This window comes from Pseudomonas sp. TE50-2, from assembly GCF_040813665.1.
Lineage (GTDB): Bacteria > Pseudomonadota > Gammaproteobacteria > Pseudomonadales > Pseudomonadaceae > Aquipseudomonas > Aquipseudomonas soli.
This window is the reverse complement of sequence record NZ_JBFNXN010000001.1, coordinates 2,184,506-2,200,043: the sequence shown is the minus strand read 5'-3', so window position 1 is coordinate 2,200,043 and position 15,538 is coordinate 2,184,506. Positions and strand designations below refer to the sequence as shown.

The following is a 15,538-nucleotide window of genomic DNA, read 5'->3' as shown; positions in this document are numbered from 1 at the left end:
ACAGTGGAACTTAAGGACGTTATCAGGGTTCAGGATGGAAACAGCCTGATGGTTTCAGGCTGAACAGGGCTTTACAGAGGGGACGCCGCCATGCGCAACCTCAGCCTCACCCGCCAGTGCCTGGGCCTGGTGACCCGCATAGAATGCAGCATCCGTCCGCTGGCCGGCGACAATGGCATGTGGACCTTGCTGTTCGCCGCCGGCATGGCCGGTGAACAACCCTCGGCGATCAAGGCCCAGGGCCCGTTCCACGGGCCGATGGTGGCCGAATCGGTGATGAACGCCATCGTCGACAGCCTCACCCTCCATGGCTATCAGGTCGCTGAAGATCCGCAGATCTGGTGCCTGCACCTGCAGGCGCAGTTGCGTCGGATCAATGGTGAACGTTGCCGGAACCTTGGGGATTATCAGTTCCATCCCGAAACCTGACCCAATGATCGCATCGCCAGCAAGCTGCCACACACCTGACCTGTGGGAGCCGGCTTGCCGGCGATAGGGTATCGAGGATGTATCGGGCCTGCGGCAACTGACCGCAGGCTTTTGCTGTCACAGGTGGCTGGATATACTCGCGCTCGCTTTTCCAGTCACTTCAGAGTCCCCTATTGTCCATGGAACGTATCCTCGAAAACGCGATGTATGCCTCGCGCTGGCTGCTCGCCCCGATCTACTTCGGCCTCTCGCTGGGCCTGCTGGCACTGGCCCTGAAGTTCTTCCAGGAAATCATCCATGTCCTGCCCAACGTCTTCACCCTCGCCGAAGCCGACCTGATCCTGGTGATCCTGTCGCTGATCGACATGTCGCTGGTTGGCGGCCTGCTGGTGATGGTGATGATCTCCGGTTACGAGAACTTCGTCTCGCAACTGGACATCGACGAGAGCAAGGAAAAGCTCAACTGGCTGGGCAAGATGGATTCCTCGTCGCTGAAGATGAAAGTCGCCGCGTCGATCGTCGCCATTTCCTCGATCCACCTGCTGCGGGTGTTCATGGATGCGCAGAACATCTCCACCGACTACCTGATGTGGTACGTGATCATCCACATGACCTTCGTCATTTCGGCATTCGTCATGGGTTACCTGGATCGCATCACCAAGCACTGATCCGTCTGCTCTCATCGCGGGCTTGCCCCGCGATGCTTTTCAGCTCCTGACGGATGGTGGCTTGTACTTTCAGCAGGTCTGTACAAAAAATGAGCACTCATGCGTGGTTCCCGCAGCGAGGTACGCCCATGAACCTGCATCAGCTCAATACCGAGGCCAGGGCTGGCCATGTCGACGAACTCAACCTGATCGCCATCGAAGGCGGTGATTACCTGCTCGAGGCCCGGGTCAAGGGCCGCGCCCACCCACTTGACGACCCGCGTGGTCAACGCCTGCGTGTGCATTCGGTCGAGGATGCGCGCCTGCTTCTGCAATCGATCCCCCTGCTGTCGCTGAACCTGGTGCACTGGTCCGTGCAGGACGAGATGTGCGGCATGGGCACGCACCCGGAAGAAGACCTCAAAGTACCGATCTCCCAGCGTTCGGCCTGGTAGCTGCTTCGCGCGGCGCCAGTGTGCTAGGCTGCTCGCCCTTTTCATCAGGGCGCGGATGCAGTGCGCCCTCAAGCGGAGCACGCCAATGTCCGAACTCAATCTGTCCACCGACGAATCCCGCGTCAGCTACGGCATCGGCCGTCAGCTGGGTGGCCAGCTGCGCGACAACCCGCCACCGGGCGTCAACCTGAACGCCATCGTCGCCGGCCTGACCGACGCCTTCAACGGCACCGACAGCCGCGTCAGCGAAGAAGACCTGTCGGCGGCCTTCAAGGTCATCCGTGAAGTGATGCAGGCCGAAGCTGCTGCCAAGGCCGAAGCCGCTGCTGCCGCCGGCAAGGAATTCCTGGCTGATAACGCCAAGCGTGAAGGCATCGTCACCCTGGCCTCGGGCCTGCAGTACGAAGTGCTGACCGCAGGCGAAGGCGCCAAGCCGTCCCGCGAAGACAACGTGCGTACTCACTACCACGGCACCCTGATCGACGGCACCGTGTTCGACAGCTCCTACGATCGTGGCCAGCCTGCCGAATTCCCGGTTGGCGGCGTGATCGCCGGCTGGACCGAGGCCCTGCAACTGATGAACGCCGGCAGCAAATGGCGCCTGTACGTGCCGAGCGAGCTGGCATACGGCGCCCAGGGCGTCGGCAGCATCCCGCCGCACAGCACCCTGGTGTTCGACGTCGAGCTGCTCGACGTTCTGTAATACCGTCGGGGCCGCTTTGCGGCCCATTCGCGGGCAAGCCCGCTCCCACAGGAACAGCACAAGACCTGAGGTCGTTGCGATCAGTGTGGGAGCCGGCTTGCCGGCGATGAGGGCAGGCCTGCTAAATTCAGTTCCAATCCGTTCCCCCCGGGCGCAATGCCCGCGCATAGCAGAACAGGAACAGGTTCCTCACCAGCTCCTTGAGCACTCCCGGTTCACTCGAATTCAGCCCCATGAGGTCCAGGTCGCCCTGGTCGCGCAGTTCATCGAGCGCGTCTTCCTCGAGCACGGCGCAGACTTCGCCAGTCTCGCGATGCAGGATGCGCAGGTAAGGGTGGGGGCGGTCGAGCCAGGCGTCGATCAGATAGGTCATGGCTACTCTCCTTGGATAGCGGTTCCAATGAGAATAATTCTTATTATCAAAATAGCAAGAGACTATTGGAAGATTTCTTCCGAGTGGTCCCGGCGATCCTGTTGCAGGATCTGTCAGGGCCGCCCGTTGGGCAGCCCCGAGGGGCAGGCGATCAGACCTTGCGCACGAACTCGGACTTGAGTTTCATCGCGCCGATGCCGTCGATCTTGCAGTCGATGTCGTGGTCGCCTTCGCACAGACGGATGTTCTTGACCTTGGTGCCGACCTTGACCACCAGGGACGAACCCTTGACCTTGAGATCCTTGATCACGGTGACGGTGTCGCCGTCCTGCAGGACGTTGCCGACCGAATCCTTTTTCACCACGTCGTCGCTGGCGGCTTCGGCTTCGCCGTTGGCCGACCACTCGTGGGCGCATTCGGGGCAGATCAGTTGGGTGCCATCCTCATAGGTGTATTCGGAGTTGCATTGGGGGCAGGGTGGCAGAGTGCTCACGGCGTTTCCTTTCAAGTACAGGCGATTAAAGGCGCACATTGTATAGGGTTTAGTGATTTCCTGCACAAATGCATCGCGGGGCAAGCCCGCTCCCACGCCATGATGTGCTGGCGTGGGAGCGGGCTTGCCCCGCGATAGGGGTGATGCGATGGATCAGTGCGTACGCGCTACGGCAAACTCGCTCAGCTCTACCAGTGCGTCCCGGTACTCGCTGGCCGGCAGCACTTCCAGGCAGGCGATGGCGCGGGCGACGTAGTCGCGGGCCATCTGCGCGGTGTAGTCCAGGGCGCCGGATGCCTCGACGGCGATGCGGATCTGCTCCAGGTCCTCCAGGCCACCCTTCTGGATCGCCTGGCGCACCAGCGCGGCCTGCTCCGCGGTGCCTTCGCGCATGGTGTAGATCAGCGGCAGGGTCGGCTTGCCTTCGGCCAGGTCGTCGCCGACGTTCTTGCCCAGGGTCTCGGAGTCGCCCTTGTAGTCGAGCAGGTCGTCGACCAGCTGGAAGGCCACGCCCAGGTGGTCGCCGAAGGTACGCAGGGCTTCGCGCTGCGCGTCCGTGGCGCCGGCCAGGGCCGCGGCGCTGTGGGTCGAGGCTTCGAACAGCATCGCGGTCTTGCCGCGGATGACGTCCATGTAGATTTCCTCGGTGGTGCTGGCATCACGCACGCGCGACAGCTGCAGCACTTCACCTTCGGCGATCACCCGGGTGGCCTTGGAGAGGATCTGCATGACCGGCATCGAGCCCAGCTCGACCATCATCTCGAACGAGCGCGAATAGAGGAAGTCGCCCACCAGCACGCTCGGCGCGTTGCCCCACAGGGCGTTGGCGGTGGAGCGGCCACGGCGCATGCCGGACATGTCGACCACGTCGTCGTGCAGCAGGGTGGCGGTGTGCAGGAACTCGATGGTCGCCGCCAGCAGGCGCAGGTCGTCGCCCTCGCGGCCCAGGGCCTTGCCACACAGCAGCACCAGCAGGGGGCGCAGGCGTTTGCCGCCAGCGGACGTGATATAGTCGCCGATCTTCGATACCAGCGGCACGCGCGAGGTCAGCTGCTTCTTGATGATCTCGTCGACGGCGCTGAAGTCATCAGCTACCGCGCGGTAGAAGGTTTGGGGTTGCATCGGCTGCTCCATTGAGGTTGCGCGGCATGCTAGGTCGCAGGTACCGGTGTGTCAAGGCGCGGTGGCCGTGGCCCCGGGCCGGTACTTGCAAGCATTTATGGGGTTGCGTACAATCGCGCACCCTAACTTCCTGGGCAGCACCTGCCTTACGCAATTGCACCGGGCCGTTCCAGCCCTGTGCAGCCATGCCAGCCAATACTCATCATATAAAGCGCTGGGTGAGCAGGATTATCGGAGAAATACCATGTCTTACGCAGTAATCGTTACCGGCGGCAAGCAGTACAAAGTCGCTGAAGGTGAATTCCTCAAGATCGAAAAACTGGAAGTCGCCACTGGCGAATCCGTGACCTTCGATCGCGTTCTGCTGGTCGCCAACGGTGAAGAAGTCACCATCGGTGCTCCAGTTGTTGCTGGTGCTAAAGTAGTGGCCGAAGTCGTTTCGCAAGGCCGCCACGACAAGGTTCGCATCATCAAGTTCCGTCGTCGTAAGCACCACATGAAGCGCATGGGCCACCGCCAGTGGTTCACCGAAATCAAAATCACCGGTATCCAGGCTTAATCGCCCCGATCCCCTGAATTTATTGGAGAATTGAACCATGGCTCACAAGAAGGCTGGTGGTAGTACTCGTAACGGTCGCGACTCAGAATCGAAACGCCTTGGCGTGAAGATGTATGGCGGTCAGGTCATCAAGCCTGGCAACATCATCGTCCGTCAGCGCGGCACCGAATTCCACGCTGGCTACGGCGTTGGCATGGGCAAGGATCACACCCTGTTCGCCAAGATCGAAGGCGTGATCAAGTTCGAGAAGAAAGGCGAGTTCATGCGCCGTTACGTGAGCATCGTCGCCGCTTAATCGCGACGTCGCTCCAGAAGCCCCGTCATGCGACGGGGCTTTTTCGTTTGTGGTGAGCCTCTTGCAAAGCTGTTTGAATGGGCTGCCGGCGTTGGTTTCTGGTTCGTACGGGGCCGCCGCGCTCATCTTTGCAAGAGCCTCATGGTTTTCTGGTTTTCGACTCGTCGTCCGACGAGAGGCGGTTTTGAATGAAGTTTGTAGACGAAGTATCGATCCGGGTTAAGGCCGGTGACGGCGGCAACGGTTGCATGAGCTTCCGCCGCGAGAAATTCATCGAGAACGGTGGCCCCAACGGCGGCGACGGCGGTGACGGCGGCTCGGTGTACATGGTGGCCGACGAGAACCTCAACACCCTCGTCGACTATCGCTATACCCGCCACCACGAGGCCCAGCGCGGCCAGAACGGCGGCAGCACCGATTGCACCGGCAAGAAAGGCGAGGACCTGTTCCTGCGCGTGCCGGTCGGCACCACCGTGATCGACGCCTCCACCCAGGAAGTGATCGGTGACCTGGTCACTCCGGGCCAGAAGCTGATGGTCGCCCAAGGCGGCTGGCACGGCCTGGGCAACACCCGTTTCAAGTCGAGCACCAACCGTGCGCCGCGCCAGACCACCCCAGGCAAGCCGGGCGACCAGCGCGACCTGAAGATGGAAATGAAAGTCCTGGCCGACGTCGGTCTGCTGGGCCTGCCGAACGCCGGCAAGAGCACCTTCATCCGCTCGGTTTCGGCAGCCAAGCCGAAGGTCGCCGACTACCCGTTCACCACCCTGGTGCCGAACCTGGGCGTGGTCAGCGTCGACCGTTGGAAGAGCTTCGTCATCGCCGACATCCCCGGCCTGATCGAAGGCGCCTCCGAAGGTGCCGGCCTGGGCATCCGCTTCCTCAAGCACCTGGCCCGTACCCGCGTGCTGCTGCACCTGGTCGACCTGGCGCCGCTGGATGGCAGCAGCCCGGCCGACGCCGCCGAGGTGATCATCAACGAGCTGGCGCAGTTCAGCCCGGCGCTGGTCGACCGTGAGCGCTGGCTGGTGCTGAACAAGGCCGACATGATCATGGACGACGAGAAGGATGAGCGCGTCAAGGAAGTGGTCGAGCGCCTGAACTGGGATGGCCCGGTCTATGTGATCTCGGCCATCGCCAAGCAGGGCACCGAGAAGCTCAGCCATGACCTGATGCGTTATCTGGAAGACCGCGCCGACCGCCTGGCCAACGACCCGGCCTACGCCGAGGAACTGGCCGAGCTCGACCAGCGCATCGAAGACGAAGCCCGTGCCCAGCTGCAGGCCCTGGACGACGCCCGCACCCTGCGTCGCACCGGCGTCAAGAGCGTGCACGACATCGGCGACGATGACGATTGGGATGATTTCGAGGACGACGAAGACGGCCCGGAAATCATTTACGTGCGCGACTGATCGGTTGCAGTACACTAAACGCCGCTCTCTGGAGCGGCGTTTTTGTATCCAAGGTATCTACAGATTCGACATAGGTTGGAAGAGAAGATGCGAAGCAAGGTGACTGGCGCCAAGCGCTGGGTCGTGAAGATCGGCAGCGCGCTGCTGACCGCCGACGGCAAGGGCCTCGACCGGGGCGCCATGGCGGTCTGGGTCGAGCAGATGGTGGCCCTGCGTGAAGCGGGCGTGGAACTGGTGCTGGTCTCCTCCGGGGCCGTGGCGGCGGGCATGAGCCAGCTGGGCTGGACCACGCGACCGAGCGCGATGAACGAGCTGCAGGCCGCCGCCTCGCTTGGCCAGATGCGCCTGGTGCAGGCCTGGGAGTCGAGCTTCGGCGAGCACGGCAAGCACACCGCGCAGATCCTCCTGACCCACGACGATCTCTCCGACCGCAAGCGTTACCTCAACGCCCGCAGCACCCTGCGCACCCTGGTAGACCTGGGCGTGGTGCCGGTGATCAACGAGAACGACACCGTGGTCACCGACGAGATCCGCTTTGGTGACAACGACACCCTGGCAGCGCTGGTGGCCAACCTGGTGGAAGCCGACCTGCTGGTGATCCTCACCGACCGCGACGGCATGTTCGACGCCGACCCGCGCAACAACCCCGAGGCCCAGCTGATCTACGAAGCCCGCGCCGATGACCCGGCGCTGGATGCCGTGGCCGGCGGCACCGGCGGCGCCTTGGGCCGTGGCGGCATGCAGACCAAGCTGCGCGCCGCGCGGCTGGCCGCCCGTTCCGGTGCGCACACCATCATCATCGGTGGCCGTATCGAGCGCGTGCTCGACCGCCTCAAGGCCGGTGAGCGCCTGGGCACCCTGCTGTCGCCCGAGCGCGGCATGCTCGCCGCGCGCAAGCAGTGGCTGGCCGGCCATCTGCAGACCCGTGGCACCCTGGTGCTCGACGCTGGCGCCGTGAAGGCCCTGCGCGAATCGAGCAAGAGCCTGCTGCCGGTCGGCGTGAAGACCGTGCAAGGTAGCTTCCGCCGTGGCGAGATGGTGGTCTGCGTCGGCCCCGATGGCCTGGAAGTGGCCCGTGGCCTGGCCAACTACAGCGCCCTGGAGGCGCAGAAGATCATCGGCCAGCCGTCCGATGCCATCGAGAGCCTGCTGGGCTATAGCGCCGAGCCCGAGCTGGTGCACCGCGACAACCTGGTGTTGGTCTGAAGGAGATGCAAGTGCTTAAAGGATTGATTGCCGCCGCCGCGCTGGCGCTGCCGATGCTGGCCGGGGCCGAGGAAATCGGCCAGGTATCCACCGTGTTCAAGTTCGTCGGGCCGAATGACCGCATCGTCGTCGAGGCGTTCGACGACCCGAAGGTCGATGGCGTGACCTGCTATCTGTCGCGGGCCAAAACCGGCGGCCTGAAAGGTGGGTTGGGTCTGGCCGAGGACCGTGCCGAGGCGTCGATTGCCTGCCGTCAGGTTGGGCCGATCCAGTTCAAGGGTGAACTCAAGGATGGCGAGGAGGTGTTCAAGGAACGCACCTCGCTGGTGTTCAAGACCATGCAGGTGGTGCGTTTTCTCGACAAGAAGCGCAACACGTTGGTGTACCTGGTGTACAGCGACCGTGTGATCGAAGGCAGCCCGCAGAATGCGGTGACGGCGATTCCGATTGTGCCTTGGGCACAGCAATAGCCGCCTGAATATTGGGAGGCCTTCGGCTAATGCCAGTCAGTTAAGCTATAGGGGCCGCTTTGCGGCCCATCGCCGGCAAGCCGGCTCCCACAAATACAGCGCAGGCCTCACTAATTGCGCGGTCCCTGTGGGAGCCGGCTTGCCGGCGATGGGCTGCGTAGCAGCCCCAGTGACGCTAACTGACAGGCATTAGGTCTTCGGCCTCCTTTCGCTGGCAAGCCAGCTCCCACAGATTCAGCGAGCCCCCTGTGGGAGCTGGCTTGTCGTGGCGACGAACCGCAGCGAAAGGGCCGCGAAGCGGCCCCTATTTCCTCAGGCCAACTCTTCGGCCTCATCCTCACGCACGATCGCCTTCACCTCGTCGCGACGGCTGATGTACTTCCAGTCCGCCTCGTCGATGTAGATACCGTTCGGCCCGCTGCCACCTTCCAGGTCGATCGCCACCCGCGCCGACACCTGCGGCTTCACGCTCGCCAGGATTGGCACGAAGCCCAGCTGCTGGCTGGTTTCCAGCAACGCCGCCTGGTTGCGTTCGTCGATGTCCGCCGCCTCGTCGAGGTAGTACGGCAGGCGAATGCGCCCGGCCAGGTCGCGGTCCATCAGGTGCAGCAACAAATACATGTTGGTCAGCGCCTTGATGGTCATGGTGGTGCCGTTGGACGCGGCGCCATCGATGTCGGCGTGGATCACCGGCTGGCTGTTGATCTTGGTGATCTCGAAGGCCAGTTCGAACAGGTCCTTCAGGCCCAGCTGGTTGTGGTTGGCCGCCACCAGCCGCGCCAGGTACTCCTTGGCCTCTTCGTTCTTGTGGTCCTGCTCGGCGCTCTGGGTCAGGTCGAATACCGACAGGGTTTCGCCTTCCTCGTACTGGCCGGCGCTGTGGATGATCTGGTCGATGTGCTTGAGCGCTTCCTTGTTCGGTGCCAGCACCACGCGGAAGCTCTCCAGGTTCGATACCTGGCGCTTGTTGATCTCGCGGTTGAACAGCGCCAGCTGGTGCTCGAGGCTGTCATAGTCGCTACGGATATTGCGCAGGGTCCGGGCAATGTCGGTGACCGCGGCGCGGCGGGCCTTGGCCAGGGTCAGCGCTTCCTCGGTGCGGTGCGAGTAGGCGTTGATCAGCAGCTGCAGGCGGCGCTCCATGTCGTCTTCGCTGTCGAACTTGGCCACGCCCTTCAGGCGCACCTGGGCGTACAGCGCCTCGATCTGGTTGTCCACGCGCTGCAGGGCCTGCCAGCTGTCCTGGTAGTCGTTGAGCAGCGGCAGCAGGTTGTCCATGGAATCGTCGATGGCTTCCATGAACGGCGTGCCGAACGGCAGGTCGGCCGGCAGCAGCTGGCGACGGCGCAGGGCGTCTTCCAGGGTGCGCTGCTTGGCTTCCAGGTCGGCGATCTGCCGGCCCACCAGTTGCAGCTTGGCCGACAGCTGCTGGACGCGCTCGGTGAAGGCGTCACTGGAGCGCTTGAGCTCGTCCTGGGCGGCTTCCAGCTGGCCCAGTTGCTCCATTTTTTCCGGCTCTTCGGCGGCCAGGGTCTCGGTGCGGCGGAAGTCTTCCAGGGCCTTCTGCGCATCCAGCACCTGCTGGTACAGCGCCTCGGTCTGCGCCTTGCTCGCGGCGCGGTCGAGGGCCACGGCCTGCTGGGTCTTGAGCTGCTTGAGCTCCTTCTCCAGGCGTTCCTTCTGGTCGCGCAGGGCGGCGCGGTCGGCCAGGGCCTGCAGCGCGGGCGGGTCGATGTGCGAGATGTCGATGGACAGGCCAGGCACTTCGAAGCGCTCGCCCTTGAAGCGGTCGAGCACGCCTTCCAGGGTTTTCACCCAGACGTCGCTGTCGTCCAGCTCGATGCCGCGGTCACCCATCGGCAGGCTGAACAGCGCGCCGTTGAACAGGCGCATCAGGCGGTCCACGTCCTGCTGCGAGAACTCCTCGCGCAGGCGGGCATAGCTGTTGTTGTCGGCGTGGTCGAGCTGCTGCTTGACTGCCTTGACGCGTTTTTCCAGGTCGCGCACGCGCTCGTCGAGGTCTTCGGCGGAGAACTGCCGCGACTGGGCCAGGGCGCCGGCCAGTTCATCGTGGGCATCCTTGGCGGCCAGCAGCTGCTGCTCCAGCACCTTGACGTCGGTGACCAGGGCGAAGCGGTGCTTGAGCACCGACAGCTCACCCAGCCAGCGCTGGATACCGGTGATCTCGCGCTCCAGACGCATCAGCTCCTGGGTGCCGCCGCGCTGGTCGTTCTGCAGGCGGTCCTGCTCGCCACGGTAGTGCTCGGATTGGATTACCAGCTCTTCCTTGCGCGCCATGGCGTATTCCTGCCAGGTGCCCAGCAGGTTATCGAGCAGTGGCGAGATGCGGTGCAGCTTGCCGCGCAGGATGTCGCGCTGGGCCACGCCGCCGGCCAGGGCCTCGACCAACGGGCCGGCAGCCACCAGGGCGTTGTAGTCGCCCTCCATGCGGCGCACGTCGCGGAAGGCCTCTTCGCAGGCGGCGATGTAGTCGACGCTGCCTGAGCGCAGGCTGTGCTCGAAGGCGTCGAGGAACAGCTGCTTGAGCTTGGCGGCGGTGATTTCGCGCATGTGCAGCAGGTTGATGAACAGCGCGCGGAAGGTCTTCAGGCTCTGCTCGCTGGTCGAGCGCAGCGGGATCAGGGTCAGGTCCAGCGGCACCGAGGTGTGGCCGCCGACCAGCAGCCGGCGCAGTTCGTCCGGCTTGAGCTCGTAGGCCTTGAGGCCATGGCGCTCGAGGTTGGTGAACAGCTCTTTCTGGCGCAGGCAGGTGTCGTCTTTCTGGTAGTGGGCCAGGTCCAGCTCGCCCTGGTAGGCGAAGAACTGGTGGCCGAAGCCGCCACCCGGCCCGCGGCCGACCACGCCGATCACGTGCGGGCCGTGGGGCAGGTTCAGTTCGGTGAGGATGTAGCTGGTGTCGCTGGCGAAGTAGAAGCGCCGCGACTGCTCCAGGCTGTACTTGCCGAAGCTCATGTCGGACATGCGCGCCAGGATCGGGAACTGCAGGGCGTTGATCGACGCCGATTTACCCAGGTTGTTGGCGCCATAGACCGACAGCGGGTGTTCCAGGGGGAACAGGCCGAGGCTGTAGCCGGCGGTGTTGAGCAGTGCGAAGCGGCGGATGCCGTAGCGTTCCTGGCTCATGCGTCAATCTCCTGTTGCTCTTCGCGGATCGCCCGGGCCAGGGCATCCTCTTCGCTTTCCTCGCCGTCGAACGGGGTGAGGTCGAGCGGGTCGTCGGTGCGGTTGAGTTCTTCGGGCGTTTCCTCCACCACCAGCACGGGTACCGGCAGCGGCAGGTCGCTGTGCAGGGTGGCGGCCAGGTCGCGGTCCTGCTGGACCGACAGGCAGACGTCGAGGAAGCGGTGCATCGGCGGCAGGAAGCGGTAGATGCCGCCTTCCTCATGGGCAAAGCCGAGCTGGCTCATGCGGCGCATGATCTTTTCCTCGAGCTCGTCGACGGTCTGCACTTCGGCCTGCAGGAACAGGTCGCGGTACTTGTCCAGCAGTGACGGCAGTTCGTCACGGCCGATGCTGCCACCGTCGAGCACGGCCATCGGGTCGCGCCCCTGGTCGGCGAGGTGCTCGACCAGGATGAAGGTGAACAGCGACAGGCGCTGGGCGGTCTTGTTGACCTGCGCGGCGGCCTGCTCGGGGACGAAGTAGTAGAAGCCGCGGGTATCGCACACCAGCTCGAAGCCCAAGGCCTTGAACAGGGTGCGGTACTGGTCCTGGAAGTTCGACAGCTGGGCGTACAGCTCCGGGTCGCGGCGGCTGACGTGGAAGCCCTTGAACAGCTCGCGGAAGATCGGCGCGAGCTGGGACAGTTCGGAAAGATCAAGATGCATGGGTGGGGCTCGCGGTGGATTCGGTCGTGGTCGCCGGCTTGTCGCGGCTGGAGGTCAGGGCGAAGGAGCGCAGGCTGACCAGGTGTTCGCGGGTGAGGTATTGCTGGCGATCGAGGCGTTCGCGGCTGAAGCGCTTTTCGCGCGACAGGCGCGAGAACCAGTACAGCAGTTCGTCGGTGGCGCCTTCAGGCTCCTGCTCCAGCAGCCAGACCATCAGGTCCGGCAGCGGCAGGGCGTCTTCGCAGCGCTCGAGCATTTCCTTGACCGTGCGCGGGGCGCGGGGCAGCGGGCCCTTCTGCGTCTTGTGCGCCTTGGGGAAGCGCGCGGGCTTGGGCTCGAAGCGGGCCAAGGCGTAGACGTAGGCCTCGACCTGGCTGGCGCTGCCGAGGAAGGTGCTCTGTGGGCGGGTGAACATTGGCATGGCCGCCTGCGGCACGGCGTCGATGCCCTTCTTGCGGATCACCGACAGGGCCAGCGCGGCGCCGCGGGTCACGGCGTTGTGCCGGCGCGCTTCTTCACGCAGCGGCAGCAGCAGCTCGCGGGCGTGGCGCAAGGTCAGCTGGGCGCTGGTCTGCATTTCGAGGATGCGCGCGTGGGTGCGCAGCAGCATGTCGTCGTCGACCAGGTGGCCCAGGCGCGCCTGCTCGCCCAGCAGGCGCAGCAGCACGGTCTCGACCTTGCGCACGCCCTGCTCGAAGGCGCCGTCGGCGTTGACCAGCTGGATCATCGGCTCGACGTACTCGTCCCAGGTCGCCAGTACTTCGGCGTAGCGCTGGCGCAGGGGGATCTGGCGGTTGCTGGTCTTGGCCCGCTCGGCCACGGCTACCAGCGCCTGCTCGTCGTTGTCGAGCTTCTTCAGTACATCGCGCACGCGCATGTCGAGCAGGCGCAGCTGGCGCGCCAGGTCGTCGCTGTCGCGGTTGTCGAAGGCGTCCTGGATATGCCCGGCCAGGCGCTCCAGGTGGCGCAGGTAGGCCTCGATCTCCAGGCACAGGCCCAGCCGGTGCTCGCGGCGCAGGTAGGCGAGGAAGTCGTGGATCTGCGCGTTGAGCTCGAAACGGTTCGGGCTCTTGGCCACCGGGACCAGGATGTCCAGGCGGATCCACACGTCGAGCAGCTGGGTGATGTCCTGCGGGGTGCTTTCCACCTGCTGGCGGGCCAGTTGCTGGCGCAGCTCGACCAGGCTCAGGGTGCCCTGGTCGAAGCGCTCGCACAGCGGCTCGATCAAGGCCCAGTGTTCGGCTAGGGCGCGCAGGACGCGCTTGGGTTCGATCATTGGCGGGTCGACTCGTTGCCAAATAAAAGCGGCGATTGTACTGCATCCGGGGGGGAGGATTTCACCCCTTGGTCTGTTATGGGGATAACCCTGATGCTCAAGGGGGGATTCACCGGCCCACCAAGGGGCGTGGGAGCACGATGACCGACAATCTGTTGCGGCGCATCCAGGTCAACAGCGTTAGAATGCCCGACTGTTTCGACTATCCCCGGATACCCGCGCCTTGCTGATCGAGTCCCGCCGCCGCGCCTACCTGTCCGCCATGCAAGTGGTGCACTGGCTGCCGCGTGCCGAACTGCCGTTCGCCGCGCCGTCGCGGCCAGAGCTGCTGTTGCCGGTGGCGCCGGTCGATGAGGTCGACTTCGAGGTGCGTCCGGCCGCTCCCGCACCTGCGCCGAGCGCCACTCCGGCAGCTCCTCAGGCACGTGCCGAGCGGCCGAAGATCGAGATCCCGCGCCCGGGCAGCACGCCGAAAGTCGCCGCCAAGCCGGTCGAGGCCGAGGCAGAGCCTCCCGCGCCGCGCCCGGCGCCTGTGCCACCGCCACGCTTCGCCCTGCAGTTGCTGCGTGCCGGCGATTGTCTGCTGCTGGTGGAACTGGCCACCGGCCAGCCGTTCCAGAGCCGCGACCCGTCCTACCTGCTGCTCAAGGACATGCTGCGCGCCGCCGGCCTGCCGGACGCCCCGCAGATCATTGGCGAGCCGGTGCGTTGGCCGCTACTGATGCGCGGCAACATGGATCAGGGGCCGGATGCCGCCCGGGACTTTGTCCAGGGCTTTATCGCCGCGCGCCTGGAGGAGGCGCCGTGCGCCTGCCTGTGGCTGATCGGCCTGCCGGCGATTCGCTTCGCCGGCCAGGCCGACGGCGAAGCTTATTACCAAGAACTCAAGGTCGACCTGCTCGGCGATGCCTGGGCCCTGCCCGGCCTTGAACTGTTGATGGACGAGCCGCAGCGCAAGGCGGACGTCTGGAAAGCCATGCGCCAGCTGATGGCGCGCTGGAAACGCGTTGAATGAGTGACTCGATCAGTTTCCGCCCGGCGACCGAGGCGGATCTGGATACCCTGCTGAAGATCGAATATGCCGCCTTCAGCCATCCCTGGACCCGCGGCATCTTCCAGGATGCGCTGAAGTCCTACGAAGTGTGGCTGATGTTCGACGGCCAGCAGCAGGTCGGCCATGGCGTGATCAACGTGATCATCGACGAGGCGCACCTGCTCAACATCACCGTAAAGCCGGAGAACCAGGGTTGTGGCCTCGGCCTGCGCCTGCTCGAGCACCTGATGGCCCGGGCCTACCAGCTCAATGGCCGGGAGTGTTTCCTGGAAGTGCGTGCCAGTAACCAGTCGGCGTATCGCTTGTACGAGCGCTATGGCTTCAATGAAGTCGGCCGGCGCCGTGACTACTACCCGATGGCGGGCGGGCGGGAAGATGCGCTGGTGATGGCCTGTACGTTACTGGAAGACTGATCGGGGCCTGGGGACTTCGCGTTCCGCCAGACGGGTTTGCAAATCCGGCCGCCCCCTTCTAGGATGGACTCCGACTACGTAGACAGCAGAAAATTTGTCGGCGGTGCTGCGTAGGCCCTGGGCAACCGGGGTCATATGAAGGGAATTCGCAGGCGCATGGGTTGTTCCGCTTCGGTGCGGGAGACCTGCCTTCGAGGCCGTCCTTCCTCCGTAGTCATGAAATATTCCGAATCTTGGCCTCCGTTGCGTGATACGCCGTAACGGGGGCCAAGTACGTTTTACCTCCCGCGCTACAGATTCTCATGACAGCCACTGCGTAATAGCTGCCTTTGCCGATCCTGACCTTGCGGCCGGTATTGAACAGGATGCCCTGGCCATGCTTGGGCTTGTTCAGTCCGACCTGGCTGTAGGCGCTGTAAGCGTTGATCAGAATCTGCAGTGTCTCCTGCGGCGTGCATCGATCCTTCGTCTCTCTGGCGTGCAAAGGATGAAGGATGGCCTGGAGGTCGATTCGAATGCCCCGGCACTGTGGCACGGGCCAATTCATTTGCCTGCAGATGCGACGAATGCGTTCGAGCTGCTTCGGCGTCAGGAGGTAGCTGAACTCGGTCACCTGTTGCGCATGATGCGTCGACCCGCCTGCCTCTTGCAGGGCGATTGCCTGGTGCAGCAATCGGCTGAATGCCTCGGCAAGGCTTTCGTCGCCTAGTTGGGTAAGGTTCTTGCGCATGGCCGACTTCCTGTCGTGTCCAAAAACGAAAAAACCGGCACGAGGCCGGTTTC

At 64.1% G+C, this 15,538-nt stretch carries 18 protein-coding genes; 11 read left to right on the top strand and 7 right to left on the bottom strand.

What is annotated here, in order from left to right:
* Window positions 1-90 precede the first annotated feature (90 nt).
* The 4 genes from AAHK21_RS10080 (at window position 91) to AAHK21_RS10065 (ending at window position 2,234) form a co-directional block, all read left to right on the top strand.
* Complete coding sequence (locus AAHK21_RS10080; RefSeq protein WP_023631147.1) at window positions 91-429, top strand: hypothetical protein; 339 nt, start codon at window positions 91-93, stop codon at window positions 427-429.
* Between the two features lie 179 nt (window positions 430-608).
* A complete protein-coding gene (locus tag AAHK21_RS10075; RefSeq protein ID WP_023631146.1) occupies window positions 609-1,097 on the top strand; it encodes a TIGR00645 family protein in 489 nt (162 codons plus the stop codon).
* A 128-nt stretch (window positions 1,098-1,225) separates the two neighbouring features.
* Window positions 1,226-1,531 (top strand): DUF6482 family protein, encoded by a 306-nt coding sequence (locus tag AAHK21_RS10070; RefSeq protein WP_046857188.1) that lies wholly within the window; start codon window positions 1,226-1,228, stop codon window positions 1,529-1,531.
* Between the two features lie 85 nt (window positions 1,532-1,616).
* Window positions 1,617-2,234: an FKBP-type peptidyl-prolyl cis-trans isomerase gene (locus tag AAHK21_RS10065; protein WP_367857159.1), complete on the top strand. Its 618-nt coding sequence runs from the start codon at window positions 1,617-1,619 to the stop codon at window positions 2,232-2,234.
* A 127-nt stretch (window positions 2,235-2,361) separates the two neighbouring features.
* On the opposite strand, the gene AAHK21_RS10060 is transcribed toward AAHK21_RS10065, so the two are convergent.
* The 3 genes from AAHK21_RS10060 to AAHK21_RS10050 form a co-directional block, all read right to left on the bottom strand.
* Window positions 2,362-2,607, bottom strand: coding sequence for a hypothetical protein (locus tag AAHK21_RS10060; protein ID WP_038707330.1), 246 nt, complete (start codon window positions 2,605-2,607; stop codon window positions 2,362-2,364).
* 151 nt (window positions 2,608-2,758) lie between these two features.
* Complete coding sequence (locus tag AAHK21_RS10055; RefSeq protein WP_367857158.1) at window positions 2,759-3,100, bottom strand: zinc ribbon domain-containing protein YjdM; 342 nt, start codon at window positions 3,098-3,100, stop codon at window positions 2,759-2,761.
* A gap of 153 nt (window positions 3,101-3,253) precedes the next feature.
* Window positions 3,254-4,222, bottom strand: coding sequence for a polyprenyl synthetase family protein (locus AAHK21_RS10050; RefSeq protein WP_102683861.1), 969 nt, complete (start codon window positions 4,220-4,222; stop codon window positions 3,254-3,256).
* Window positions 4,223-4,466: 244 nt separating this feature from the next.
* Here AAHK21_RS10050 and rplU point away from each other — a divergent pair, with 244 nt between their 5' ends.
* From rplU to AAHK21_RS10025, 5 genes are all read left to right on the top strand, one after another.
* Window positions 4,467-4,781, top strand: coding sequence for a 50S ribosomal protein L21 (gene rplU / locus AAHK21_RS10045; protein ID WP_003247466.1), 315 nt, complete (start codon window positions 4,467-4,469; stop codon window positions 4,779-4,781).
* Window positions 4,782-4,818: 37 nt separating this feature from the next.
* A complete protein-coding gene (rpmA, locus tag AAHK21_RS10040) occupies window positions 4,819-5,076 on the top strand; it encodes a 50S ribosomal protein L27 (RefSeq protein WP_003247464.1) in 258 nt (85 codons plus the stop codon).
* A gap of 188 nt (window positions 5,077-5,264) precedes the next feature.
* Complete coding sequence (gene cgtA / locus AAHK21_RS10035) at window positions 5,265-6,488, top strand: Obg family GTPase CgtA (RefSeq protein WP_217868324.1); 1,224 nt, start codon at window positions 5,265-5,267, stop codon at window positions 6,486-6,488.
* 87 nt (window positions 6,489-6,575) lie between these two features.
* Complete coding sequence (proB, locus tag AAHK21_RS10030; protein ID WP_102683860.1) at window positions 6,576-7,694, top strand: glutamate 5-kinase; 1,119 nt, start codon at window positions 6,576-6,578, stop codon at window positions 7,692-7,694.
* 5 nt (window positions 7,695-7,699) lie between these two features.
* A complete protein-coding gene (locus AAHK21_RS10025; protein ID WP_094010320.1) occupies window positions 7,700-8,164 on the top strand; it encodes a CreA family protein in 465 nt (154 codons plus the stop codon).
* 312 nt (window positions 8,165-8,476) lie between these two features.
* Here the strand turns inward: AAHK21_RS10025 and mksF are convergent, their stop codons facing one another.
* From mksF to mksB, 3 genes are read right to left on the bottom strand one after another with little or no spacing between them, the layout of a single operon-like run.
* Window positions 8,477-11,308: an Mks condensin complex protein MksF gene (mksF, locus tag AAHK21_RS10020; protein WP_102683858.1), complete on the bottom strand. Its 2,832-nt coding sequence runs from the start codon at window positions 11,306-11,308 to the stop codon at window positions 8,477-8,479.
* Window positions 11,305-12,012: an Mks condensin complex protein MksE gene (gene mksE, locus AAHK21_RS10015; RefSeq protein WP_046857180.1), complete on the bottom strand. Its 708-nt coding sequence runs from the start codon at window positions 12,010-12,012 to the stop codon at window positions 11,305-11,307. Before mksE ends, mksF begins: the two co-directional genes overlap by 4 nt.
* Entirely contained in the window at window positions 12,002-13,288 is a 1,287-nt protein-coding gene (mksB, locus tag AAHK21_RS10010; RefSeq protein WP_046857179.1) for an Mks condensin complex protein MksB, read from the bottom strand. Before mksB ends, mksE begins: the two co-directional genes overlap by 11 nt.
* A gap of 223 nt (window positions 13,289-13,511) precedes the next feature.
* Here mksB and AAHK21_RS10005 point away from each other — a divergent pair, with 223 nt between their 5' ends.
* Window positions 13,512-14,303, top strand: coding sequence for an energy transducer TonB (locus AAHK21_RS10005; RefSeq protein WP_367857157.1), 792 nt, complete (start codon window positions 13,512-13,514; stop codon window positions 14,301-14,303).
* Complete coding sequence (gene rimI, locus AAHK21_RS10000; RefSeq protein ID WP_046857177.1) at window positions 14,300-14,755, top strand: ribosomal protein S18-alanine N-acetyltransferase; 456 nt, start codon at window positions 14,300-14,302, stop codon at window positions 14,753-14,755. Before AAHK21_RS10005 ends, rimI begins: the two co-directional genes overlap by 4 nt.
* A 214-nt stretch (window positions 14,756-14,969) precedes the next feature.
* Here the strand turns inward: rimI and AAHK21_RS09995 are convergent, their stop codons facing one another.
* Entirely contained in the window at window positions 14,970-15,485 is a 516-nt protein-coding gene (locus tag AAHK21_RS09995; RefSeq protein ID WP_367857156.1) for a hypothetical protein, read from the bottom strand.
* Window positions 15,486-15,538 lie beyond the last annotated feature (53 nt).